Source organism: Microbacterium sp. C-MGS6, from assembly GCF_058140415.1.
On record NZ_CM176934.1, the window covers coordinates 1992303 to 2013676 of the forward strand.

22 protein-coding genes are annotated in these 21374 nt (G+C 70.5%); 12 read left to right on the forward strand and 10 right to left on the reverse strand.

Translation table 11 applies throughout. The features are described from left to right. Positions 1–16 precede the first annotated feature (16 nt). Positions 17–1201 (reverse strand): glycogen synthase, encoded by a 1185-nt coding sequence (gene glgA / locus AC3B5L_RS09725; RefSeq protein WP_187661613.1) that lies wholly within the window; start codon positions 1199–1201, stop codon positions 17–19. Between the two features lie 69 nt (positions 1202–1270). On the opposite strand from glgA, the gene AC3B5L_RS09730 reads away from it, so the two are divergent. The 3 genes from AC3B5L_RS09730 to AC3B5L_RS09740 are packed head-to-tail and all read left to right on the forward strand — an operon-like array spanning position 1271 to position 3931. Further along, the gene (locus tag AC3B5L_RS09730; protein ID WP_062634342.1) at positions 1271–2512 is read left to right on the forward strand and encodes a glucose-1-phosphate adenylyltransferase; all 1242 of its coding nucleotides are present in this window, start codon (positions 1271–1273) and stop codon (positions 2510–2512) included. A gap of 49 nt (positions 2513–2561) precedes the next feature. After that, a complete protein-coding gene (gene serB, locus AC3B5L_RS09735; protein ID WP_187661615.1) occupies positions 2562–3197 on the forward strand; it encodes a phosphoserine phosphatase SerB in 636 nt (211 codons plus the stop codon). Positions 3198–3235: 38 nt separating this feature from the next. Then, positions 3236–3931, forward strand: coding sequence for an alpha/beta fold hydrolase (locus AC3B5L_RS09740; protein ID WP_259952284.1), 696 nt, complete (start codon positions 3236–3238; stop codon positions 3929–3931). Between the two features lie 16 nt (positions 3932–3947). On the opposite strand, the gene AC3B5L_RS09745 is transcribed toward AC3B5L_RS09740, so the two are convergent. After that, the gene (locus AC3B5L_RS09745; protein WP_187661617.1) at positions 3948–4658 is read right to left on the reverse strand and encodes a beta-ketoacyl-ACP reductase; all 711 of its coding nucleotides are present in this window, start codon (positions 4656–4658) and stop codon (positions 3948–3950) included. Between the two features lie 140 nt (positions 4659–4798). Between AC3B5L_RS09745 and AC3B5L_RS09750 the strand changes: the two genes are divergently transcribed. The 4 genes from AC3B5L_RS09750 to AC3B5L_RS09765 are packed head-to-tail and all read left to right on the forward strand — an operon-like array spanning position 4799 to position 6714. Continuing rightward, complete coding sequence (locus AC3B5L_RS09750; protein ID WP_259952275.1) at positions 4799–5317, forward strand: DUF4190 domain-containing protein; 519 nt, start codon at positions 4799–4801, stop codon at positions 5315–5317. 52 nt (positions 5318–5369) lie between these two features. Continuing rightward, positions 5370–5717 (forward strand): DUF3099 domain-containing protein, encoded by a 348-nt coding sequence (locus AC3B5L_RS09755; protein ID WP_490095716.1) that lies wholly within the window; start codon positions 5370–5372, stop codon positions 5715–5717. Then, positions 5714–5908 carry a hypothetical protein gene (locus AC3B5L_RS09760; protein WP_490095717.1) on the forward strand — a complete coding sequence of 65 codons (195 nt, stop codon included), beginning with the start codon at positions 5714–5716 and terminating at the stop codon, positions 5906–5908. The genes AC3B5L_RS09755 and AC3B5L_RS09760 overlap by 4 nt, the downstream gene beginning before the upstream one ends. Further along, entirely contained in the window at positions 5905–6714 is an 810-nt protein-coding gene (locus tag AC3B5L_RS09765; RefSeq protein WP_490095718.1) for an SURF1 family cytochrome oxidase biogenesis protein, read from the forward strand. The genes AC3B5L_RS09760 and AC3B5L_RS09765 overlap by 4 nt, the downstream gene beginning before the upstream one ends. Before the next feature lie 14 nt (positions 6715–6728). Here AC3B5L_RS09765 and AC3B5L_RS09770 read toward each other — a convergent pair whose 3' ends face one another. From AC3B5L_RS09770 to AC3B5L_RS09780, 3 genes are all read right to left on the reverse strand, one after another. Continuing rightward, entirely contained in the window at positions 6729–9881 is a 3153-nt protein-coding gene (locus AC3B5L_RS09770; RefSeq protein ID WP_490095719.1) for an InlB B-repeat-containing protein, read from the reverse strand. A 284-nt stretch (positions 9882–10165) separates the two neighbouring features. Next, a complete protein-coding gene (locus tag AC3B5L_RS09775) occupies positions 10166–10768 on the reverse strand; it encodes a pyridoxine/pyridoxamine 5'-phosphate oxidase (protein WP_268776220.1) in 603 nt (200 codons plus the stop codon). Between the two features lie 22 nt (positions 10769–10790). Further along, on the reverse strand, positions 10791–12389 hold the full coding sequence (locus tag AC3B5L_RS09780; RefSeq protein ID WP_210677646.1) for an ABC-F family ATP-binding cassette domain-containing protein: 1599 nt from the start codon (positions 12387–12389) through the stop codon (positions 10791–10793). Between the two features lie 128 nt (positions 12390–12517). Here AC3B5L_RS09780 and AC3B5L_RS09785 point away from each other — a divergent pair, with 128 nt between their 5' ends. From AC3B5L_RS09785 to AC3B5L_RS09800, 4 genes are all read left to right on the forward strand, one after another. Beyond that, positions 12518–13171, forward strand: a complete 654-nt coding sequence (locus tag AC3B5L_RS09785) for a DedA family protein (protein ID WP_232089031.1) — start codon at positions 12518–12520, stop codon at positions 13169–13171. A gap of 5 nt (positions 13172–13176) precedes the next feature. Continuing rightward, a complete protein-coding gene (locus AC3B5L_RS09790) occupies positions 13177–14445 on the forward strand; it encodes a sensor histidine kinase (RefSeq protein WP_268776219.1) in 1269 nt (422 codons plus the stop codon). Further along, positions 14442–15113, forward strand: a complete 672-nt coding sequence (locus AC3B5L_RS09795; protein WP_062634324.1) for a response regulator — start codon at positions 14442–14444, stop codon at positions 15111–15113. Before AC3B5L_RS09790 ends, AC3B5L_RS09795 begins: the two co-directional genes overlap by 4 nt. 96 nt (positions 15114–15209) lie before the next feature. Continuing rightward, positions 15210–16520: an acyltransferase family protein gene (locus AC3B5L_RS09800; RefSeq protein WP_268776218.1), complete on the forward strand. Its 1311-nt coding sequence runs from the start codon at positions 15210–15212 to the stop codon at positions 16518–16520. Positions 16521–16523: 3 nt separating this feature from the next. On the opposite strand, the gene AC3B5L_RS09805 is transcribed toward AC3B5L_RS09800, so the two are convergent. Further along, the gene (locus AC3B5L_RS09805) at positions 16524–17117 is read right to left on the reverse strand and encodes a CbiQ family ECF transporter T component (RefSeq protein ID WP_259952261.1); all 594 of its coding nucleotides are present in this window, start codon (positions 17115–17117) and stop codon (positions 16524–16526) included. Then, complete coding sequence (locus tag AC3B5L_RS09810) at positions 17114–17830, reverse strand: energy-coupling factor ABC transporter ATP-binding protein (protein WP_259952259.1); 717 nt, start codon at positions 17828–17830, stop codon at positions 17114–17116. The genes AC3B5L_RS09805 and AC3B5L_RS09810 overlap by 4 nt, the downstream gene beginning before the upstream one ends. Before the next feature lie 50 nt (positions 17831–17880). On the opposite strand from AC3B5L_RS09810, the gene AC3B5L_RS09815 reads away from it, so the two are divergent. Beyond that, the gene (locus AC3B5L_RS09815) at positions 17881–18465 is read left to right on the forward strand and encodes a TetR family transcriptional regulator (RefSeq protein WP_268776216.1); all 585 of its coding nucleotides are present in this window, start codon (positions 17881–17883) and stop codon (positions 18463–18465) included. Here AC3B5L_RS09815 and AC3B5L_RS09820 read toward each other — a convergent pair. The 3 genes from AC3B5L_RS09820 to AC3B5L_RS09830 form a co-directional block, all read right to left on the reverse strand. Beyond that, entirely contained in the window at positions 18428–19798 is a 1371-nt protein-coding gene (locus tag AC3B5L_RS09820; RefSeq protein ID WP_490095720.1) for an MFS transporter, read from the reverse strand. The two genes, AC3B5L_RS09815 and AC3B5L_RS09820, sit on opposite strands and share 38 nt — an antisense overlap. Continuing rightward, on the reverse strand, positions 19795–20949 hold the full coding sequence (locus AC3B5L_RS09825; RefSeq protein ID WP_268776214.1) for a MalY/PatB family protein: 1155 nt from the start codon (positions 20947–20949) through the stop codon (positions 19795–19797). Before AC3B5L_RS09825 ends, AC3B5L_RS09820 begins: the two co-directional genes overlap by 4 nt. 94 nt (positions 20950–21043) lie before the next feature. Next, positions 21044–21373, reverse strand: a complete 330-nt coding sequence (locus tag AC3B5L_RS09830; protein ID WP_017202280.1) for a metal-sulfur cluster assembly factor — start codon at positions 21371–21373, stop codon at positions 21044–21046. Position 21374 lies beyond the last annotated feature (1 nt).

Here is a 21374-nt window from a genome sequence, read left to right on the forward strand (position 1 = left end):
CCGAAAGCCTATCGGCTCAGGCGGACAGCTCTGCGTAGAGCGCGCGGGTCTCGTCGGCGATCGCACCCCAGCTGAACTGCGCGCGGGCACGCTCCCGACCGGCCTCCCCGTACTCCTGAGCCCGCGCCGGATCCGAGGTGACCTCGGTCAGGACCGCCGCGAGATCGGCGACGAAGCGGTCGGGATCGGTGGGTGTGCCCGTGCCGTCCTGTACCTGCTCGATCGGGACCAGCCGGCCCGTCACGCCGTCGTCGACGACCTCCGGGATTCCGCCGGTCGCGGTCCCCACGACGGCCGCTCCGCAGGCCATCGCCTCGAGGTTCACGATCCCGAGGGGCTCGTAGACGGACGGGCAGACGAACGTGGTCGCCGCGGCCAGGATCGCCGACAGCTCATCGCGCGGCAGCATCCGCTCGATCCACACCACACCCTCGCGGGTCTGCTGCAGCAGCCGCACCCCCTCCTGCACCTCCGCCATGATCTCCGGGGTGTCCGGCGCTCCGGCGCACAGGATCAGCTGGACCTCCGGAGGCAGCAACCGCGCTGCCTGCAGGAGGTACGGCAGCCCCTTCTGCCGCGTGATGCGGCCGACGAAGACCACCGAGGGACGGTCAGGGTCCATGCCGATCGAGGAGAGGAAGGCGGGGTCGTGCACAGGACGCCACCGCTCCACGTCGATGCCGTTGTGGATCACGCGGACCCGTGCGGGGTCGACCTGCGGGTAGCTGCGCAGGATGTCGGCGCGCATGCCGGCGCTCACCGCGATCACCGCGGCGGCGTTCTCGTAGGCGAGCTTCTCGATCCCGCTCGAGACGGCGTAGCCGCCCCCGAGCTGTTCGGCCTTCCACGGCCGGAGCGGTTCGAGGCTGTGCGCCGTGAGCACGTGCGGGATGCCGTGGAGCTGGGAGGCGAGATGGCCGGCGAAGTTCGCGTACCAGGTGTGGCTGTGCACGACGTCGGCGCCCGCGATGGCCGACACGATCTCCAGGTCCGTGCCGAGGGTCTGCAGAGCCGGGTTGGCGGCGGCGAGGCTCTCCGGGGCACGGTAGGCGAAGGTGCCGTCCTCATCGCGCGGCGCACCGAACGCGCGCACCGTCACGTCGATGTCACGACGCAGCGCGGAGACGAGCTCGGCGACGTGTACACCCGCGCCTCCGTAGATCTCCGGCGGATACTCCTTGGTGATCATCTCGACTCGCATGCCTAGACGCTATCGAGCGGGTTGTCCAGATGCTAGTTCCCCGCGCCGAACCGCATCTATGGTGGAGCCATGTCCGCTCCAAAGAAGGTCTTCGGGATCATCCTCGCCGGCGGCGAGGGCAAGCGACTCATGCCGCTGACGGCCGACCGCGCGAAACCTGCCGTCCCGTTCGGCGGGCAGTACCGCCTGATCGACTTCGCCATCTCGAACCTCATCAACTCCGGGCTGAGACAGATCGTCGTGCTGACCCAGTACAAGTCGCACAGTCTCGACCGGCACATCTCGCAGACGTGGCGGATGTCGGCCCTCCTCGACTCCTACGTCGCGTCCGTCCCCGCCCAGCAGCGCCTCGGCAAGCGGTGGTTCTCCGGCTCCGCCGACGCGATCCTGCAGAGCATGAACCTCATCAACGACGAGAAGCCGGACATCGTCGTCGTCATCGGCGCCGACCACGTCTATCGGATGGACTTCCGTCAGATGCTCGAGGCGCACATCGAGTCCGGCGCGAAGGCGACGGTGGCGGGCATCCGCCAGCCCCTCGCCCTGGCGTCGCAGTTCGGGGTCATCGACGCCGACCCGGAGTCCGGGCGCATCCGGCAGTTCCTGGAGAAGCCGACCGACGCCACGGGTCTTGCGGACTCCCCGCACGAAGTCCTGGCCTCCATGGGCAACTACATCTTCGACACGGACGCCCTCATCGCGGCGGTCGAGGCGGATGGAGAGCTGCCGACGTCGAGCCACGACATGGGTGGCGACATCGTCCCGTACTTCGTCGACCGCGGCGAGGCCGGCTACTACGACATGAAGCAGAACGAGGTCCCTGGCTCGTCGCCACGCGACCGCTCCTACTGGCGCGACGTGGGAACGATCGACTCGTTCTTCGACGCGCACCGGGACCTGATCTCGACCCTCCCGATCTTCAACCTCTACAACATGGAGTGGCCGATCCACTCGCAGGCGGTCAACTCCCCGCCGGCGAAGTTCGTCCGCGACTCCGTGGGACGGATCGGGAACGCGATCGACTCGATCGTGTCGCTGGGGTCGGTGCTCTCCGGCACGCACCTCGAGCGCAGCGTCGTGGGCCCGTGGACGCTCGCCGGCGGCGGGTCGACCATCACGGACTCCGTGGTGTTCGATCACGTCCACGTCGGCCAGGGCGCACGCGTGCATCGGGCGATCCTCGACAAGAACGTCGTCCTCGCCGACGGGGCGACGGTCGGGGTCGACCGCGAACGGGACCTCGCCCGCGGGTTCACGGTCACGGAATCGGGGATCACGGTCGTCGGCAAGGGCGTGTTCATCGAGCGCTGAGGCGTCGAGCGGTGCCGAGCCCCGGACTCGGGTCGCTAGGCTCGATGGCGTGACCACCGCGCGATTCCTCGTCGTCCTCGATGCCGATTCCACGCTCATCCGGAACGAGGTGATCGAGCTCCTCGCGGAGGAAGCGGGTCGCCGCGCCGAGGTGCAGGCGGCCACCGAAGCCGCGATGCGCGGTGAGATCGACTTCGCGACCAGTCTCCGCTCCCGAGTGGCGGCTCTCGCGGGCGTACCCGTCGAGGCGTTCGCCCGGGTCCGCGCCCGCGTCGAGCCCACCCCCGGTGTCCGCGAGCTCACCGCCGCCGTCCACGCCCGAGGCGGGGTGGTCGGCGTGGTCTCGGGCGGGTTCCACGAGATCCTCGACGACGTCGCGCCGGGGCTCGGTGTCGACCGCTGGCGTGCCAACCGTCTGTCCGTGGCCGACGGTGCACTGACGGGCGAGGTGGACGGCGACATCGTCGACGGGGCGGCCAAGGCCTTCTGGCTGCGCACCTGGGCGGAGGAGCTCGGCGTGGCACGGCACGCGACCATCGCGATCGGCGATGGCGCCAACGACCTCCCGATGATGGCGGTCGCCGGCCTGGGGCTCGCGTTCAACGCCAAGCCCGCCGTCCGGGAATCGGCGAGCCTGGTCATCGGCCCTGTCGACCTCGGAACGGTCATCCCTCTGCTCCCCTGACCCTCGACGATGTCCGTGGCCGGGTCTACCGTCGGGTCATGGACATCATCCTCATCCCCGGTCTCTGGCTCGACGCATCGAGCTGGGACGACGTCGTGCCCGCTCTCGAGAAGGCGGGACACCGCGCGCACCCACTGACCTTGCCCGGACTCGACGCCACCGCGGAGGCGGCAGCAGGCATCGGGATCGATGACTGGGTGGCGTTCGCGGTCGCCGCCGTGGACGCCACGGAGGGCGACGTCGTGGTCGTCGGACACAGTGGCGGAGGCAATGTCGCCTGGGGCGTCGCCGACGCACGCCCGGACCGCGTGGCACGGGTCGTCTTCGTCGACACCGTCCCGCCGCCCCCGGGCTCCGGCATCAGCGAGTTCCCGGTGCAGGACGGCGTCGTCGCCTTCCCCGGCTGGGGCTTCTTCCCCGACGAGGACGTGCATGACCTGGACGACGAGACCAGGGCGCGGACGAGCCTCCTCACACACAGCATCCCCGCTCGGGTCCCGACCGGCGAACTCGCGCTGCGCAACCCCGCTCGGCATGGGATCCCGGTCTCCCTGCTGATGGGAGGACTGGACCAGACGTCGTTCGACGAGGTGATCAGCCAGTGGGGCCCGTACGCGACGGAGTACCGGGCGATCGACGATGCCGAGGTCGTCCGGATCGGGTCCGGACACTGGCCGCAGTTCTCCGCGCCGGAACGTCTCGGCGAGCTCCTCGTGCGTGCGATCGACCGCTGACCGCGAGGGCCCGGGGTCAGTGCCCCATGCCGAGACCGCCGTCGACCGGGATGACAGCGCCGGAGATGTAGCCGGCGTCGTCGCTCGCCAGCCAGGTCACGACGCCCGCGACCTCGTCCGGCGTCGCGAACCGGCCGGCAGGGATGTTCGCCTTGTACTGCTTCTGCGTCTCCTCGGGGAGCTCTGCGGTCATGTCGGTCTCGATGAACCCGGGCGCCACGACGTTGGCCGTGATTCCGCGTCCGCCGAGCTCGCGCGTGAGGGAGCGGGCGAAGCCGACGAGCGCGCTCTTCGAAGCGGCATAGTTCGTCTGCCCCGCGGAGCCGTAGAGGCCCACGACGCTGGAAATGAGGATCACCCGTCCGAACCGCGCGCGCAGCATGCCCTTCGAGGCACGCTTGACGACCCGGAACGTGCCGCCGAGGTTGGTCGCGATGACGCTGTCGAAGTCGTCCTCGCTCATGCGCATGAGCAGGGTGTCCTTGGTGATGCCGGCGTTGGCGACGACGATCTCCACCGGGCCGAGCTGCTGCTCCACCTCGGTGAAAGCCGCGTCGAGTGCGGCGGCGTCCGTGACATCCGCGCGCACCGTGAGGGTGCCCTCCGGACCTTCGCCGCTCCGGGCGGTGACCGCCACCCGGTATCCCTCACGCACGAAGCGCTCGGCGATGGCACGGCCGATGCCGCGATTGCCTCCGGTGACGAGGACGACGCGCTCCGCGCTCATGGGACACTCCTGGGTCTGGGATCGAGGGCCGGGGTTCCGGGCCGTGATCGATCCTAGCGACGTTGCCGGTCCGGGTTCACGACGGCCGTTTGACAGACGAAGACCCTCCTGGGACGCTGAGGGCGACGAAAGGCAGCAGCGTGAGCGATCCCCGTATCCCCGGTCCGTCTGTCGAGCCCCCGGCGATCCCGCCGGCGCCCGGCTCGTCCCCTGCGTATCCGGGAATGCCGCCCGCACCGCCGACCAACGTCGCACCGCAGCAGTACTCGCCACCTCAGCAGTACTCGGCCCCGCAGCAGTACTCGGCCCCGCAGCAGTACCCCGCCCCGCAGCAGTACTCGGCCCCGCAGCCGTACGGGGCGCCGCCCGCACGGCCGTCCAGCGGGCTCGCGATCACCTCGCTCGTCTGCGGCATCGCCGGTGTCGTGCTGTTCTGGGCGATCGTGCCGATGCTCGCCTCGATCGCGGCCGCGATCACCGGGCACATGGCACTCGGGCAGATCCGGCGCACTCCCGGTCTCGGCGGACGCGGCATGGCGATCGCCGGACTCATCCTCGGCTACCTGATGATCGGCGTGCTCGTCTTCACGATCGTCTCGACGCTCATCAGCCTCGTGGTGTTCGGCGCCTTCACCCTGCCCTTCGTCTTCGCGAACTGACGCTTCTCGCGGGCATGCCGATGTCGCTGCGGCGGCGTAGGCTGGAACCATCGTGAAGAACGCACGTCGAGTACCGGCCGTCACCTCACTGCCGCAGTCCCCGCGGGATGAGGGTGACCACCGTGTGCGTCGATACGCCCTGACGATGACGATCCGCATCGTGTGCTTCGGGCTGATGTTCTTCGTGCAGCCGTTCGGCTGGTGGACATGGGTGTTCGCGCTGGCCGCTGCGGTCCTCCCTTACATCGCCGTGGTCTTCGCGAACGCCGGCAGCGACAGCACGGAGACGGCAGCCGAGTCGCCGATGCGCGAGATCGACGCACCGTCGGCGGCGCCGACGCCCGCTCCGGAGATCGCCCCAGACGTCATCACCATCCGCGAAGGCCGCACGGAACGATGAGCGAACTCATCTGCTCGCGCGCCGGATGCCGGATCGCGGCCACGAGGCAGGTCGTCTGGCGCAATCCGCGCATCCACACCGCCGACCGCGAGAAGATCTGGCTGGCGTGCGATGAGCACGTCGACTTCCTCTATGACTACCTGGCCGCGCGGGACTTCCCGGTGACGGTGCGAGACGGGGTGCCCTCATGAGCAACCGCCTGACCCGCTGGGGTGTGTACGTCCTCATCGCCATCGGCTTCGCGATCGCGTGCGTCTTCCTGTCGAACTGGCAGTTCGAGCGGAACGAGTCCCGGGCCGAGCAGATCGCGCTCGTGGAGCAGAACTACGATGCGCCCGCCGTCCCGCTCGCGGACGTCGTCGCCGAGGACGACCTCGACCCCGCAGACGAATGGCGGCCGGTCACTTTGCACGGCGAGTACCTCGCCGACGAGCAGCTCCTGGTCCGCAACCGTCCGCACGGAGGCACGAGTGCGTTCGAGGTTCTTGTCCCCTTCCGGGACGCGGACGGCCGTGTGCTCATCGTCGACCGCGGCTGGGTGCCCCCGGGCGAGGGCGAGCTCCCGGACACGGTTCCCTCTCCGCCTTCTGGTGAGGTCACGGTGACCGTCCGGCTCCGCCCGGGCGAGCCGCTTCCCGCATCCGGGCGAGGGGCTCCGGAGGGCCAGGTGCCCACCATCCACCTCCCCTCCATCGGGGACCTCGTCGGAGACGACGTCATCACCGGCGCCTACGGGCGCCTGGTCGAGGAGCAGCCCGCCGCGGATGCGGCGCTGGGCGGTTTCGAGTCCCCGACCGACGACCCGGGGCCGCACCTGTCCTATGCGATCCAGTGGATCCTGTTCGCCATCATGGGCTTCATCTTCATCGGGTACATCATCCGGACCGAGATCGTGAAGCACCGCGAAGACGTCGAGGGGAAACCGGCACCGGTGAAGGCTCCGAAGCGCCGCGACCGCGATGCGGACGTCGAGGACGAGCTGCTCGACGCCCGCTGACCTCGCCTGCGTTGTCAGCCCCGATGCCTCCGGCGCCGGGCCGTCATCGCCACGATCCCCGTGGCGAACAGGAGGGCCCCGAGGAGCAACGTGCCCCATGGGTCCCCTCCGGTGCGGGGAAGATGACCGCCACCGGGCTCCGTTCCGGAGCCGTTCGGAGGCGGCGTCGGCGCTGGCGGCGCGGGGGCGTCCTCCCAGACGGCGTAGAGGACGAGGTCGCCGGTGAGCGCCGAGATGCTGAGCCGGTCGAACGCCGGATCGGCGACCGTCGCGTCCGCGGACGTCGACCATCCGAGGAACGTGGTCCCGGGCCCTCTGAAGAGCAGGTCGAATGCTCCGGGATAGGTGATCGACGCCTCCGGAGGCCCTTCCCAGGTGACGGTGCCGTCGGCCCCGCCGTTCTCGCGGAAGGTCACGGCGAACGAGGGAGACGGATCGGCGTACACGGCGGTGAGCGTGATGTCCCGTCCGGCGAAGCGCACCGTGCGTCCGGCCTGGAAGAGTCCGTCGGCCGCTACGGGGCTCGTGATGATGCGCGCCACCGCGATCGTCGCGATGCGCCAGCCGACGAAGACCTCGTCGTCCCGGGTCAGTCCCGCTCCGTCCACGACGATCGCGCTCGATCCGGCGTCGTAGCCGAGAGGATCCGTCGGTACGGTGCCGCCGGTGTTGCCGTCCCCGTCATAGCGGAGGGTGAAGGGAGCGGCCTCCGGCTGCTGCCACCGGGCGTAGAGATCGAGGTCGGCGCCGACCGGCGTGTCGAAGTCATACGGTACGAAGAAGCCTGCTGTCGTCCGCTGATACCAGCCGAGGAACGTCTGGCCGTCCGGTTGCGGGGGCAACGGATCCGGAGTGGTCGCCATCCCCTGGTCCTCCACCGTCTGCGTCAGATCGTCGATGGGCTCCGGGCTGGACGGGTGGTCGTAGAACCGGACGGTGTGCGGATCCGTCAGCCACCGCGCGTAGAGCACGAGGTTGCTGGCGGGCATCGTCGCTCCGTCGAACGTGAACGGCACGTTGAACTGGGAGTCGGTGTACCAGCCGAGGAAGACAACGCGACCACGGGTCGGGTCGGCGGGTGCCGAGGGCTCGAGCGCGGTCTCGAAGGGGATGCCTGTGACGGCGGGGATGGCTGTGCCCCCTCCGGTCACGAAGCTGAGCGTGTAGGTGTTGCGGCTGTAGAACTGGTAGCGGTACCGGTCGTTGACGTTCCCGCTGTTGTTGAGCTGATACAGATGACCCGACGCCTGGTCGAGCTGGAAGTAGTTGCCCTGCGTGTTCGTCCCCGCGCCATAGCCCACGTACGACGTGAAGCCGTCGATGACGCTGGCGACCTGCCGATCGCCGTTCGAGGCCCAGTACCACGCGCTGCGGTACTGACCGAAGACCTGATGGCCGGAGGGCACGGAGGCACGGACAGCGGTCTTGTTGTTGGCGTACAGCGTCTCCACCCGCAACGGATCGTTCGGTACGCCGTCCGGCCCGAGCACGGCGTCCGGAGCGGGCTGCCCCTGGTCCAGCTCTTCCGCGTACTCGAATCGTTGCGTGAGGTTCTGGGTGCGCGCGGCAGCCATCTTCCCGGTCATCGTCGTCGTGCGGTTCGCGAGATCGACGGAACCGGTGTCCGCCCCGGCACCGGTGTAGACCGCGGTGAAGATCAGAGGGGTGAACTGCTGCGGCCCCCAGCCGCGGAGGACGCAGCTCTGGTTCTCGGTCCCGGCGTCGTAGGCGGTGATCAGGCCGGAGCCGTCCGTCTGCGACAACGGCACCGGCGCCACGCCCGCGGCCTGCATGTCGAAACCGATCTTCTCGCGGACCGAGAGCGTGCCGAGGAGCTGCGCGCCACCGGACACCGTCGAGGCGAAGTACGTGGCGCCGCCGACGTCCATGGTGATGTCGTAGGTGCCTGCCGCGGCGCACGCCGCGGGCACGTTCGCCGAGCTTCCCGGGGCGATGAGTCGGAAGTCCGTCCGCCACAGCGACCGCGTCAGGTAGACGTTCACCACCGTCGATCCGTCTCCCTGCACAGTGACATCCTGTTGGCTCACCGCCAGGTCGGCGAATGTCAGCGGATCCGACTGCACGACGGCGGGGTCGAGCTGCGCGCGCACGAGCTCCTTGATGGGCGTCGGGAGGTCGTCCTTCACGGTCGGGCCCCCGACGGTGGAACCCGCGGTCGCTGTCGACGCGATGTCGTCGAGGAAGAGGAAGTTCGCCGGGTCCGCCAACTGCGCGTCGCTGAGCCTCCCGTCCGCGTCGGTCCACGCGGGCGGCGTCGCTCCCGCGGCCGTGAACACCGGCGCCGGGTAGGACTCCGGGACCACGTTCGGCTTCTCGAGCCAGTAGCTGACGTGGTACTCGACGTCCTGCCCCTGCCAGCCGGCATAGAGCGTCGCGGTATCCGTCAGCGGGAGATCGACGGGTTGCGTGCGCGCCGCATCCGCCCACCACTGGGTGAAGGTGTAGCCCGTCCTCGTCGGCGGCGTGATGGCCGCGAGATCCGCAGCCGTGAAGGCGGTGTCGGGCTCGACGACGAACTCGGGGGACACGGCAGTGCCGTCGGTCACGAACGACACCGCGAAGCCGGAGACGAGGATCGGCACCAGCCGGAAGTTCTCCGTGACAGGAGCAGCGAAATCGTAGGGCGTCCGGGTCGGGTCGTCCTCCCGGTACCACTCCCCCGTGAACACCTGCCCGTCCGGGACCTCGGCGACATCCGGTGCGATCTCCCCTAACGGCTCGCCGTCTCGCACCTCGTCGGCATCGATGATGCGGTCGGCGTCCTCTCCCGCGGGACCGGCGAGGAACTGCACGATCCGCGTGTCGGCGAACGTCGCCCGGACGACGAGGTCCGTCGTGATGACGGTGCTCTCGAACCGGAACGGCTCCTCGGCGCGGGGAGGTCCCGTGACCCAGCCGTCGAACGGTCCCTCCGCGGAGGTGGGCGCCGGCTGCCGAGGCGCCAGCCCTCCGGAGACGACGGCGACCTCAGCCACGGTGCTGCCGAGGGACTCGAACGTGACGGTGTGATACCCCCAGATGCCCGGGGTCGTCGGCCCGCCGACCGGGGCGGCCGCGAGAGCCGGAGCCGCGGTGACGACGGCGCCCCCGACTCCGAGGAGGACTGCCAGCGTGGCCGCGAGAGCCCGTCGTCGTGCCATGCGCATGTGTCGTCCCCCTCCGACGAGCAGATCGCTACAGTGTGCCACTCCGTTCCCCCCGGTTCCAGCCCCTCTCACCCCCGCCCTCACCCCGCCCCCTCTCCCCCGGCGAAGCTCGAAAACGCTCCTCCCCGCACGCTTCCAGGCACCTTTCCGATCCCGCACGGGTGTCCCCCGCTGCTACGGGATCGAAAACGGGCGTTCGTAAGCAACCGGAGGCGCGTTTTCGATCCCGCGCGAGACGACGGTGCGGGATCGAAAACGTGCCGTCCGAGTGATGGGGCGGAGCGTTATCGATCGCTGGAGCTGGGATCGGCGCCGGTGGCGGTGTGCTGCCATCGGCCCTCGACGCGGCGGTAGACGATCCGGGTGTGGTTTCGATCCGGGGAGCCCTGCCAGAACTCGACCCGCGTGGGCACGACACGCCACAGCACCCAGTCCCCCGGATGGAGACCGGCGCGTGCGTCCTCGGAGCGGGCAGCGAGGTCGGCGTCGCTCTCCGCCGGGGACGCCTCCTCCACGGTTCCCCGCACCCGCACCGCGCGTCGCTGCGGCTGCCACCACAGATTCAGGGCCGCGGCCGGACGCGCCTCGAGCTGCGTGGCCTTCCGTGAAGACCGTGCTCCGGCGAACGCCCAGCCACGCGCGTCCACGTCCTTGAGGATCAGCGTGCGCGCGTCCGGCAGGCCGTCCGCGTCGACGGTCGCGAGGGTCGCGGCGTGCGGTTCCGGAACGCCGTCTGCGGCCGCCGTGCGGAGCCAGTCGCGGAAGAGCGGCACCGGATCGTCGGGGAGGTCAGCGAGGCGCAGCGGCGGAGCCGTGCCGGTGAGGGCCGGCTGCGCGCGCAACCATACCGCGAGCTCCGAGGGAGGAAGGATCGACTGCTCGGCCATGCTCCGACTATGCCACGACCGGCTACGCGAGCTCGATGAGGTCCTGGTACTCCTGGCTCCAGATGTCCTCGACGCCGTCGGGCAGGATGAGGACCCGCTCCGGGTTCAGCGACTGCACCGCGCCGGGGTCGTGCGACACGAGCACCACGGCACCCTCGTAGTGGGCCAGAGCCCCGAGGATCTCCTCGCGCGAGGCCGGGTCGAGGTTGTTCGTGGGCTCGTCGAGCAGCAACAGGTTCGCGGACGACACGACGAGGGTCGCCAACGACAGTCGCGTCTTCTCACCGCCGGAGAGCACGCCGGCCGGCTTGAGGACGTCGTCGCCGGTGAACAGGAACGAGCCGAGGACCTTGCGCGCCTCGGTCTCGGTGATGTGCGGGGCCGCCGACACCATGTTCTCCAGCACCGAGCGGCTGACGTCGAGGTTCTCGTGCTCCTGCGCGTAGTACCCGACCTTGAGGCCGTGGCCGGGCTCGAGCTGGCCGGTGTCCGGCTGGTCGACGCCCGCGAGCATGCGCAGCAACGTCGTCTTTCCCGCACCGTTGAGTCCGAGCACGACGACCTTGGAGCCACGGTCGATCGCGAGGTCGACGTCGGTGAAGATCTCCAGCGAGCCGTACGACTTCGACAGTCCGGACGCCATGAGCGGGGTCTTGCCACAGGGCGCCGGCTTCGGGAACCGCAGCTTCGCGACGCGGTCCTCCTGACGCACGTCTTCCAGGCCCGACAGGAGCTTCTCCGCGCGGGCGAGCATCTGGTGCGCGGCCGCCGCCTTGGACGCCTTGGCTCCGAAGCGCGCCGCCTGCTGCTGGAGAGTGGTCGCCTTCTTCTCCGCGTTGGCCCGCTCCTTCTTGCGGCGCTCCTCATCCGCGGCGCGCTGGCGCAGGTAGTTCTTCCAGTTCATGTTGTAGATGTCGATGACCTGGCGGTTGGCGTCGAGGTAGAAGACGCGGTTGACGGTCTCGCCGACGAGCTCGACGTCGTGGCTGATGACGATCAACCCGCCCTTGTAGTTCTTGAGGAACTCCCGCAGCCACACGACGCTGTCCGCGTCGAGGTGGTTGGTCGGCTCGTCGAGGATCATCGTCTGCGCGTCGGAGAAGAGGATGCGCGCGAGCTCGATTCGACGGCGCTGTCCACCGGAGAGGGTCGACAGCGGCTGGTCGAGGATGCGGTCCGGCAGCGAGAGGTTGTGCGCGATCGACGCCGCCTCGGCCTCGGCCGCGTAGCCGCCCTGCGCCTCGAACTTCTCGGTGAGCGCCCCGTAGCGCTTCATCGCCTTCGCCGCGACCGCGGGGTCGTCCGAGCCCATCGCGAGCGAGGCCTCGGTCATGCCGAGGTTGAGCTGGCCGAGGCCGCGGGCGTCGAGGATGCGGGTACGGGCGAGATCCTCCGGGTTGCCCGAACGCGGGTCCTGCGGCAGGTAGCCGAGTTCGCCGGAGCGGGTGACGGTACCACCGGAGGGCAGCACGTCGCCGGCGAGCACCTTGGTGAGTGTCGTCTTGCCCGCACCGTTGCGTCCGACGAGGCCGATCTTGTCGCCGTCGGACACACGGAACGAGACGTTCTCCATCAGCAGGCGCGCGCCAACGCGGATCTCGAGGTCGTGCACGGCAAGCACAGCGGACGTCCGTTCGTTCGGGAGGAGGGTGATGGCCGAGCGGCCAGCCTCCCAGTATATGCCGCTGCGACGGCGCTGATCGCCGACAAGATCCCTCTGCAGGGTGACCGAGGCGATACCGGGGAGTGATGACCCGCCCCGCACCCGCTGCCTACGGTGCTGGAGTGGACATCCTCAACGACCTCATCCTGCAGGCGATCGCCTCCCCGTGGCTGTACGCGGTGCTCTTCGCGGTGACCGTGATCGACGGGTTCTTCCCTCCGGTCCCGAGCGAGACGGTCCTCGTCGCCGCGGCGGCCGTCGCCGCGTCCACCGGCGACGGCAACATCCTGCTGCTCGGGGCGGTCGCCGCCCTGGGCGCCGCGATCGGCGACAACATCGCGTTCCTCATCGGTCGCCGGCTCGGCACCACGAGGTTCGCGTGGATGCGCCGCCCTCGCGTCGCTGCCGCGTTCGCCTACGCGCAGCATGCTCTCGACCGCCGCAGCGCGACGCTGATCCTCGGCGCGCGATACATCCCGATCGGTCGCGTGGCCGTGAACATGTCCGCCGGAGCGCTCGGGTTCCCCTGGCGGCGGTTCCTCCCGCTGAGCCTCATCGCCGGTGTCAGCTGGAGCGTGTTCAGCCTCGCGATCGGGTTGCTCGCCGGTGCCTGGCTGCACGACCAGCCCGTGCTCAGCGCCGCCATCGGCGTCGTCATCGCCCTGATCGTCGGCATCGTCATCGACCGGATCGCCGCGCTCCGCCGCCGCCGTACGGCGGTCCCGCACCTGGCAGGATGAGACGCATGGCACGCCGCCGAGAGCGCACCCCGCGCCCGTCACGGATCAGCCGTCGCACCGGCGCCCTCGTGGCGCTGACCACGGCGGTCGTCGTGCTGTACGCGCTCCTCGTCCCGCTCCAGACGGTGCTCTCGGGCACGCCGCTGCCGCTGTCTTTCCTGCTCGGTGCCGCCGTGTGCGGGCCTCCCCTGCTCGTCCCCTCCCGTCCGCGGACCGCGATCGTCGTGTTCGCCGCCGGCGCCTTCCTGCTCCCTCTCCTCGTCGAGCCGGCGCGGGCGATCCAGTCCCCGTGGCCGTGGTCGGTACCGGCACTGCTCGCGTTCGTCCTCTTCGTGGGCGTGATGTCCTTCGTGCAGGGAGCCCGACTCGGCGCCCTCACCCTCGTGATCGGCGCACTCACCTCCCTGACGGCGCCCCTGCTGCGGCCGGACATGGTCGCGACACCGGCGAGCTCCGGGAGCGTCACCGCCAACCTGATCGTGACGACCTCGGTCGCCGCCGCGATGTTCCTCATCGCCGTCCTCGTCGCCGGCCGCGTGCGGGTGGCGGCCGAGCTGACCAGGGAGAAGGAGCACAGCGCCCTGGAGGAGTCGCGGCGCGCCCTCGTGGAGGAGCGCACCCGTATCGCCAGGGAGCTGCACGACGTCGTGGCGCACAGCATGTCGGTGATCCAGGTGCAGGCGTCGACCGCACGCTACCGGATCGCGGACCTCGATGCCGACGCGGCGGCCGAGTTCGACGACATCGCCGCCACCGCTCGCTCCTCGCTCACCGAGATGCGGCGCATGCTGGGGGTGCTCCGCACGGAGGACCAGCATGCCGAGCTCGCACCGCAGCAGGGACTGGACGACGTGCCGGCCCTCGTCGACACCATCCGACGCGCCGGCGTGGAGGTCGGTCTCGTGCTGGAGGGGATCGAGGCGGCCTCGGCCGCCGGACCCGGTGTGCAGATCGCCGCCTTCCGCATCGTGCAGGAGGCACTGAGCAACGCCGTCCGCCATGCCCCCGGAGCACGGGTCACCGTCCGCCTTCACGCCGATGCCGGCAGCCTGCACATCCGGGTGCGCAACGCGGCGCCGCCGCAGCCGGTCGAGAACCCCACCGGGGGCTACGGCCTCCGGGGAATGCGCGAGCGCGCAGAGCTGCTGGGCGGGAGCCTCGCGGCCGGCCCGTCCGACGACGGGGGCTGGACGGTCGACGCCACCCTGCCCCTGTCCCCCGCGGCATCAGCGGCCGCCCCGACCGCCCCGGCGGAAGACAAGGAGAACTCGTGACGATCAGCGTGCTCATCGCCGACGATCAGGCGATGGTCCGCGCCGGCTTCGCCGCCCTGCTGGACGCCCATGAGGGCATCCGCGTGGTGGGTCAGGCCGCGGACGGCGCAGAAGCCGTCACGCTCGCCGCGCGGCTCGACCCCGACGTCATCCTCATGGACGTCCGCATGCCGGAGCTCGACGGCATCGAGGCCACCCGGCGCATCCTGGGCCCGTCGTACCCGGCCGCGCACGTGCCGCGGATCCTCATGCTCACCACGTTCGACATCGACGACTACGTCTACGACGCCCTCGCCGCCGGCGCCAGCGGCTTCCTCCTCAAGGACGCCCTCCCGGAGGAGCTCGTGCATGCCGTCCGCGTGGTGGCGGGGGGCGATGCGCTCCTCGCCCCGAGCGTGACGCGGCGGATGATCGAACAGTTCGCCGGACGGCGGCCGGCATCACGCAGGTCAGCGACCGCCCTCGCCGATCTCACCGACCGGGAGCGCGAGGTGCTCGTCCTCATCGGCAAGGGCCGCTCCAACACGGAGATCGCGGGCGACCTGTTCATCGCCGAGCAGACCGTGAAGACCCACGTCGGCAAAGTGCTCGCGAAACTCGGTCTCCGCGACCGCGTGCACGCCGTCATCCTCGCCTACGACACCGGTCTGGTCGAACCCTCCGCCTGAGTCACCCCTGCGTAGGGGTCAGGACGGCACCACGGGGTGATGTCGTGCCGACCACCGCGTCCATAGCCTCCGAGGACACCGTTCCCAGGAGGACTCATGGTCATCGCCGCGGCTCCACGCCTCAGCACCCCCGCCCCCGCCGTATCCGCCCCCACCGGCCACCGCGACACCGGCATCGACGTCGTCCGGGCACTGTGCGTGCTCGGCGTCGTCCTGCTGCACGCCGTCATGGTGGGGGTCACGGTGTCCGAGTCCGGGCCGGTGTTCGAGAACGCGAGCGACGGCACGGGCTGGATCGCGCCGCTGAGCTGGCTGCTGCAGGTGATGCCGCTCTTCTTCGTGATCGGAGGGTTCTCCGGACTCCTCGCCTACCGCCGCCTCCGCGACCGCGGCGGGAGCGCCACCGCCTTCGTGGCCGGTCGGGTGCACCGGCTCCTGCGTCCGGCCCTGTTCACCATCGCCGCGGTCGGCATCGCTCTCGCCGTGCTCACCGTCGTCGGGGTCTCCCCGGATCTCATCGCGGTCGCGGGTTTCCGGTACGGGCAGCCCCTGTGGTTCCTCGGGGTCTTCCTGCTGTGCCAGGCCCTCCTCCCCGCCTTCGTCGCGCTGCACGACCGCGCGCCGCTGCGGACCATCGCTCTCCTCGCCGCTGCGGCCGTCGCGGTCGACGTGCTGCGCGCCACGACCGGGAACGACGCCCTGGGTTTCCTCAACCTCGCCTTCGTCTGGCTGACGATGCAGCAGCTCGGGTTCTTCCTCGCCGACGGACGCATGGATGCACTGCGGCCCGGAGTCCGCGTGGCGATCGGCACCGGCTCCCTCGGGCTCCTCGTCGCACTCTTCCTCGGGGGCGTGTACTCCCCCGACCTCATCGCCAACATCAACCCGCCGACAGCCGCCCTCCTGCTGGTCGGGCTCATCCACACGACCCTGTTCTCCCTGTACCGCGACCGGATCGGACGCTTCAGCCGGCACACCCCGGTGGCCGCGTTCACCGCGTTCGTGACCCGGCGCACGATGACCATCTACCTCTGGCACATGCCGGTGCTGTTGGTGATGGCCGGAGCGACAGCGCTGGCAGCGATCGTCGGGGGGCTCAGCCTGCCCGCACTCGACAGCGTGGAATGGTGGGCAGCCCGCCCGCTGTGGCTGGTGACGGCACTCGTCCTCACCGCCCTGGTCGCCGTGCGCGTCGATCGCTTCGAGAACCACCCCTCGCCGATGGCGACGGACTCGCGCCGCCGCCTGGTGCTGGGGACCGCCGTGGGACTCACGGGGGTGGTGCTGCTCCTCGTCCTCGGTACGACGGTCTCCACTGCGGCGCTCGCCGTGCTGCTGCTCGTGGCTGCGCTGCGGCTCGCCGGCCGCTCCGGGAGCGCCGTCCCCGCCCCCGCCGTCGTGGCGTGACCGTCAGCCGACCCCGCGGGCGGCGAGGGCATCACCGACCTGGTCCGCGTGGCGGAGCGTCATGACGAGCAGGGGCACCACGCCACGCACACCCAGTCTCACACCGCGGGCGCGCTCCGCATCGCGCACCCGCTGTGCGAAGCCCGCGACGACGGGCACCATCGTCAGGGTGAGCGACACCGCCATCGACACCGCCTCGGGGTCCACCCCGACACGGCGCAGCGGCCGCAGGAGGCGCTGCAGCACCTCCAGGAGGTCGGACATGCGCGTGGTCAGGGTGAGGAGCGCGGCGAGCAGCAGCAATGCGGCGACCCGCCCGGTGCTCATCCAGGCGGCCACGGGAGACACGAAGACGGCGAGGGCGATCGCGAGCACGAGCAGGACCGCACGCAGCCGCCACAGCTCGATCAGGGCGGCGGAGAGCGGCACACCTCCGATCGGGTAGAGCGCGAACACGGCCGCGAGGCAGACGGCGATGCTGACCGGCCCGTGCGGGAACAGGGTCATCGCGAGCGCCGCGAGGGCGAGGCCCGCCAGCTTCGGTCCGGCCGGCACCCTCGACAGGCGCCCCGGCACGAGCGGCCGGGACGGGATCACGCGCACAACCGGCGATAGCGCGCGATGACCGACTCGGGATCTCCCTGCTCGACGACGCGCCCGCCGTCGAAGAGGACAGCCGTGTCGCAGCGCGCGGCGAGCTCGAGATCGTGGGTGACGATGAGCACCTGCGCGTCCTGTTCCAGGAGGAGGTCTCCGATCCGCCGCGCGTTGCGCAGGTCGAGGAGCGTAGTCGGTTCGTCCGCCACGATCAGTGCCGGCTCGGAGAGGAGCACCGCGGCGAGGGCCAGCATCTGCTTCTGGCCTCCCGAGAGCGACGACGCCGGGATGTCGGCGTGGGCGCCGAGACCGTGCCGATCCAGCGTCTCCTGCACGCGGGCGGCGATGTCCCCACGGGGCCGCCCTCGGAGGGACAGCGCGAGATCCTCGGCCGGGGTCGGCATCAGGATCTGGGCATCCGGATCGGTGAAGACGAAGCCCACCCGGCGGCGGACGGCGGTCCGCTCTCGGAGCGCGTCGAGGCCGTGGACGGTGACCGTTCCCGTGGTCGGCGTCATGAGGCCGTTCAGCAATCGGGCGAACGTCGACTTCCCGGAGCCGTTCGCACCGATCACGGCGATGCGCGGCGCGGTGAGTTCCAGCGTCACGTCGTCGAGCAGAACGCGGCCGTCGACCGTCACGCCCACGCCGTCGAGACGCACCGTTCCCGGCTCCGCGAGCGTCGCGGTCGTCCCCGGCTGCCGCCTGCGCATTCATCCTCCTGAACACCGTTCACCTGAACGCCGTTCACTATAGTGGGGGCATGAGTCCCGACACGAATCCCGCCCGTCATGACCGGGACAGCGTCTCGCGGACGGCCCTGGCCCTCCTCGACGAGGTGGGGCTGGCCGACCTCTCCATGCGCCGCATCGCGGCTCGGCTCGACGTGCAGCCCAGCGCTCTCTACTGGCACGTGGCGAACAAGCAGGAGCTCCTCGCCGACCTCGCCGACCGGATCACCGCCGGGGTTCCCGCCGGAGACGGCGGGGTCCTCGCGACTGCCCGCGCGCTCCGCGACGCCCTCTTCGCCTACCGGGACGGCGCGGAGCTCGTGCTCAGCACGTACGCGCTCCAGCTGGGCTCGGCCCACGCCCGCGAGGCTCTGGTCGCGGCCCTCCGCGCGGAGGGAGCTCAGGACGCCGAGGACCGCGGCGCCGCGATCCTGCATTTCGTGCTCGGTCATGCGACCCTCGTCCAGCAGCGGATGCACGCCGACAGTCACGGCGCCCTCCCGTCCTCCAGCGAGGTCGACGTGACGGCGGGTCTGGACCGGGTGTTCGACCTCGGTGTGATCGCCCTCGCCGGTGAGCTCAGCGCACCGAAGACTCCGCGGCGTGCCCGAGCCTGAGCCCGGGGATCACCGCGAGCAGCACCAGCCCGACACCGAGGACGAACACGACCGCGAACGCATCCGCCCGGCCACCCAGAGTGGCGACGGCGAGCCCCGCCAGCGCGATCGCGACCGCCGAACCCGTCGCGTCCGAGATCGAGAGCGCCGAGGAGTTGAATCCCTGGTTCGTCTCATCCGAGTAGGCGAGGGTCAGCACGGTGAGCCGCGGGTACAGCAGCCCCATGCCGCCCCCGGCGAACGCCCACCCGACGATCACGAAGATCGGGGAGGCGTCGAACGCCGCGGCGGCCAGCACGCAGAGCATCGCCACGAGCAACGCTCCCAGGCTGAGAGCCGTGATGCGGTGGTTGCCCAGTCGCTCACCGTAGCGACCCTGCGCGGCGGACGCACCGGCCCACGCGAAGGCGGCCAGCATGAGGGCGACCCCGGCCCAGGTGGCGGAGAAGTCGAACTTCCGCATGAGCAGGTACGGGATGTAGGCCTCCGCGGCGAAGAACGCGCCGGCCGCCACGCCGCGCATGAGCACGACACTGGGAAGGCCGGCGCCGGCGCGCAGCGTGCGTCGCGGCAGAAGGGGCAGCACGGCGACACCGATCGCGAGCACGGCTCCCAGCGCGACCGGCCAGCCGATCACCGGATCGAGCTCGGCGGACAGTCCGATCACCACCGCGAGCACCGCGACGACGACGGCGAGCGAGAGGCGCGTGAGCAGCGCCCGCCGGTCCTGCGGCTCCCCGCGGCCGAGGTCGACACCGCGCAAGCGGATCGCGACCATGGAGAACGCGATCGCGGTCAGCACCGCCACGCCCAGGAACGCCCATCGCCAATCGAGGTACTCCGCCACCGCTCCCGCGAGGAAGGGCCCGATCATCGACGGCACCACCCAGGCGGCCGCGAATGCCGCGAACACCCGCCCGTGCAGGTACGGCGGATACAGCCGCGCGACGACGACGTACAGAGCGACGGTCTGGCCACCGGCACCGAGCCCCTGCACCAGTCGTCCGATCAGGAACTGGGGCATCGTCGCCGCGAACCCGGAGATCAGCAGGCCGAGGATGAAGAGGGTGACGGCGGCGTACAGCGCGCCGCGCGGACCGCGCGCGTCCGACCAGGAACCGGCCGCGACCATCCCGATCACGCTGGTCGCGAGCGTGCCCGCGAAGGCTACGGCGTACAGCGACTGGCCGTCCAGGGCATCGCTGACGATCGGCATGACCGTCGTCACCGCGAGGGCCTCGATCGCGGCGAGGAAGATCAGGGCGACAGCGCCCAGAGTCACCCAGACCCGGCTGCGGTCCCAGATCGTGGCGGTCGGCTCCGCAGCCGTCATCGCTCGACGAGCGCGGCGATGCGCTCGATCGCCTCGGTGAGGATCTCGGGGCTGGTGCCGAAGTTGAGCCGCACGTGTCCGGCCCCTTCCTCCCCGAAGGCCGGGCCGAAGTGCAACGCGACCTTCGCCTCGCGGAGGATCTGCCGGGCGGGATTGTCGCCCCAGCCGAGTGCCGAGAGGTCGATCCACGCGAGGTACCCCGCGTCCGGAATGCGGTAGCGGGCGGCGGGCAGGTGACGGGCGAGGAGATCTTCCAGCAGCACGCGGTTCTCGTCGAGGGTGCGCAGGAGGCCGTCGAGCCAGGCGTCGCTCTCCTCCGAGAATGCGGCGACGGCCGCGAGCAGACCGAACTGTCCCGTCCGCCACTCCACCTCGACCGGCAGGTCGCGAACGACCGCGGACGTCTCTTCCGCGGCGGTCACCATGAGCGCGCACTTCAGTCCCGCGAGATTGAACGCCTTGCTCGCGCTGACGACGGCATAGCCGACCCGGGCTGCCGCGTCGCTCGTGGCGAGGAAGGGCGTGAAGCCCGCGCCGGGCTGCGCGAGCGGTGCATGGATCTCGTCCGAGACGACCGTCGCGCCGAACTCCTCGGCCAGGTCAGCCAGCGCGGCCAGCGTCTCCCGATCGTGCACGGTGCCCGTCGGGTTGTGCGGGTTGCAGAGGAGGATGGCCGTCGCGCCGTCCTCGAACGCGGCGCGGATCCCGTCGAGGTCGAGCTCCCACCGCGTCCCCGTGTCGCGCAGCGGCACCCGCTGCACCTCGGCTCCCGCCTCGGCGACGAGGTCGTAGAAGGGCGGGTAGACCGGAGGCGTCACGACGACGCGCTCCCCCGGCTGCGTGACGCGGCGGAGGATCTCGACGATGCCCATGCTCACGTCCGCCGTGCTGCGCATCCGTGCGGGGTCGGGACGCCAGCCGAAGCGGCGCTCCGCGAAACCCGCGTAGGCCTCCGCGAGCGGTGTCCGCGAGGCGATGTACCCGGTGTCCCCGAGGTCCAGCGCCCGCTGCAGAGCGGCGGTGATGGGCGGAGCGAGCGGGAAGTCCATCTCCGCGACGAAGAGGGGCAGCACGTCCTCGGGATACTCCCGCCACTTCTCGCTGGTGCGCTCGCGCAGCTCCGACAGCGGCAGGGCCTTGACCGACAGCATTCGTCCTCCGATTTCTCTCCGCGCCGATGCGGAGACGTCGAAGCGGGCGTGCCCGGCACGCCCGCTTCGTCTGGTGGTCAGGTGACCGGAACGCTCAGATCGCGAAGCCGAGAGCACGCATCATGTCGCGTCCGTCGTCCGTGATCCGCTCGGGTCCCCACGGCGGCATCCACACCCAGTTGATGCGGAAGCGGTCCACGACGTTGTCCAGGGCCTGCGCCGTCTGGTCTTCGAGGACATCCGTGAGCGGGCAGCCCGCACTGGTCAGCGTCATGTGGATGACGAGAGCGTCGTTCTCGTCATCCCAGGCGAGGTCGTAGATGAGCCCGAGGTCGACGACGTTGATCCCGAGCTCAGGATCCATCACGTCCTTCAGGGCCTCGGTGACCGCGTCGTACTTCTCGTCCGTCAGGGTCGCTGTCATG

Bases quoted from the DNA above. Each gene is read 5' to 3' on its own strand.
- glgA (WP_187661613.1), bottom strand. From the start codon at position 1,201: ATGCGAGTCGAGATGATCACCAAGGAGTATCCGCCGGAGATCTACGGA.
- AC3B5L_RS09730 (WP_062634342.1), top strand. From the start codon at position 1,271: ATGTCCGCTCCAAAGAAGGTCTTCGGGATCATCCTCGCCGGCGGCGAG.
- AC3B5L_RS09740 (WP_259952284.1), top strand. From the start codon at position 3,236: ATGGACATCATCCTCATCCCCGGTCTCTGGCTCGACGCATCGAGCTGG.
- AC3B5L_RS09745 (WP_187661617.1), bottom strand. From the start codon at position 4,658: ATGAGCGCGGAGCGCGTCGTCCTCGTCACCGGAGGCAATCGCGGCATC.
- AC3B5L_RS09760 (WP_490095717.1), top strand. From the start codon at position 5,714: ATGAGCGAACTCATCTGCTCGCGCGCCGGATGCCGGATCGCGGCCACG.
- AC3B5L_RS09765 (WP_490095718.1), top strand. From the start codon at position 5,905: ATGAGCAACCGCCTGACCCGCTGGGGTGTGTACGTCCTCATCGCCATC.
- AC3B5L_RS09770 (WP_490095719.1), bottom strand. From the start codon at position 9,881: ATGCGCATGGCACGACGACGGGCTCTCGCGGCCACGCTGGCAGTCCTC.
- AC3B5L_RS09775 (WP_268776220.1), bottom strand. From the start codon at position 10,768: ATGGCCGAGCAGTCGATCCTTCCTCCCTCGGAGCTCGCGGTATGGTTG.
- AC3B5L_RS09785 (WP_232089031.1), top strand. From the start codon at position 12,518: ATGACCCGCCCCGCACCCGCTGCCTACGGTGCTGGAGTGGACATCCTC.
- AC3B5L_RS09790 (WP_268776219.1), top strand. From the start codon at position 13,177: ATGGCACGCCGCCGAGAGCGCACCCCGCGCCCGTCACGGATCAGCCGT.
- AC3B5L_RS09800 (WP_268776218.1), top strand. From the start codon at position 15,210: ATGGTCATCGCCGCGGCTCCACGCCTCAGCACCCCCGCCCCCGCCGTA.
- AC3B5L_RS09810 (WP_259952259.1), bottom strand. From the start codon at position 17,830: ATGCGCAGGCGGCAGCCGGGGACGACCGCGACGCTCGCGGAGCCGGGA.
- AC3B5L_RS09815 (WP_268776216.1), top strand. From the start codon at position 17,881: ATGAGTCCCGACACGAATCCCGCCCGTCATGACCGGGACAGCGTCTCG.
- AC3B5L_RS09820 (WP_490095720.1), bottom strand. From the start codon at position 19,798: ATGACGGCTGCGGAGCCGACCGCCACGATCTGGGACCGCAGCCGGGTC.
- AC3B5L_RS09825 (WP_268776214.1), bottom strand. From the start codon at position 20,949: ATGCTGTCGGTCAAGGCCCTGCCGCTGTCGGAGCTGCGCGAGCGCACC.
- AC3B5L_RS09830 (WP_017202280.1), bottom strand. From the start codon at position 21,373: ATGACAGCGACCCTGACGGACGAGAAGTACGACGCGGTCACCGAGGCC.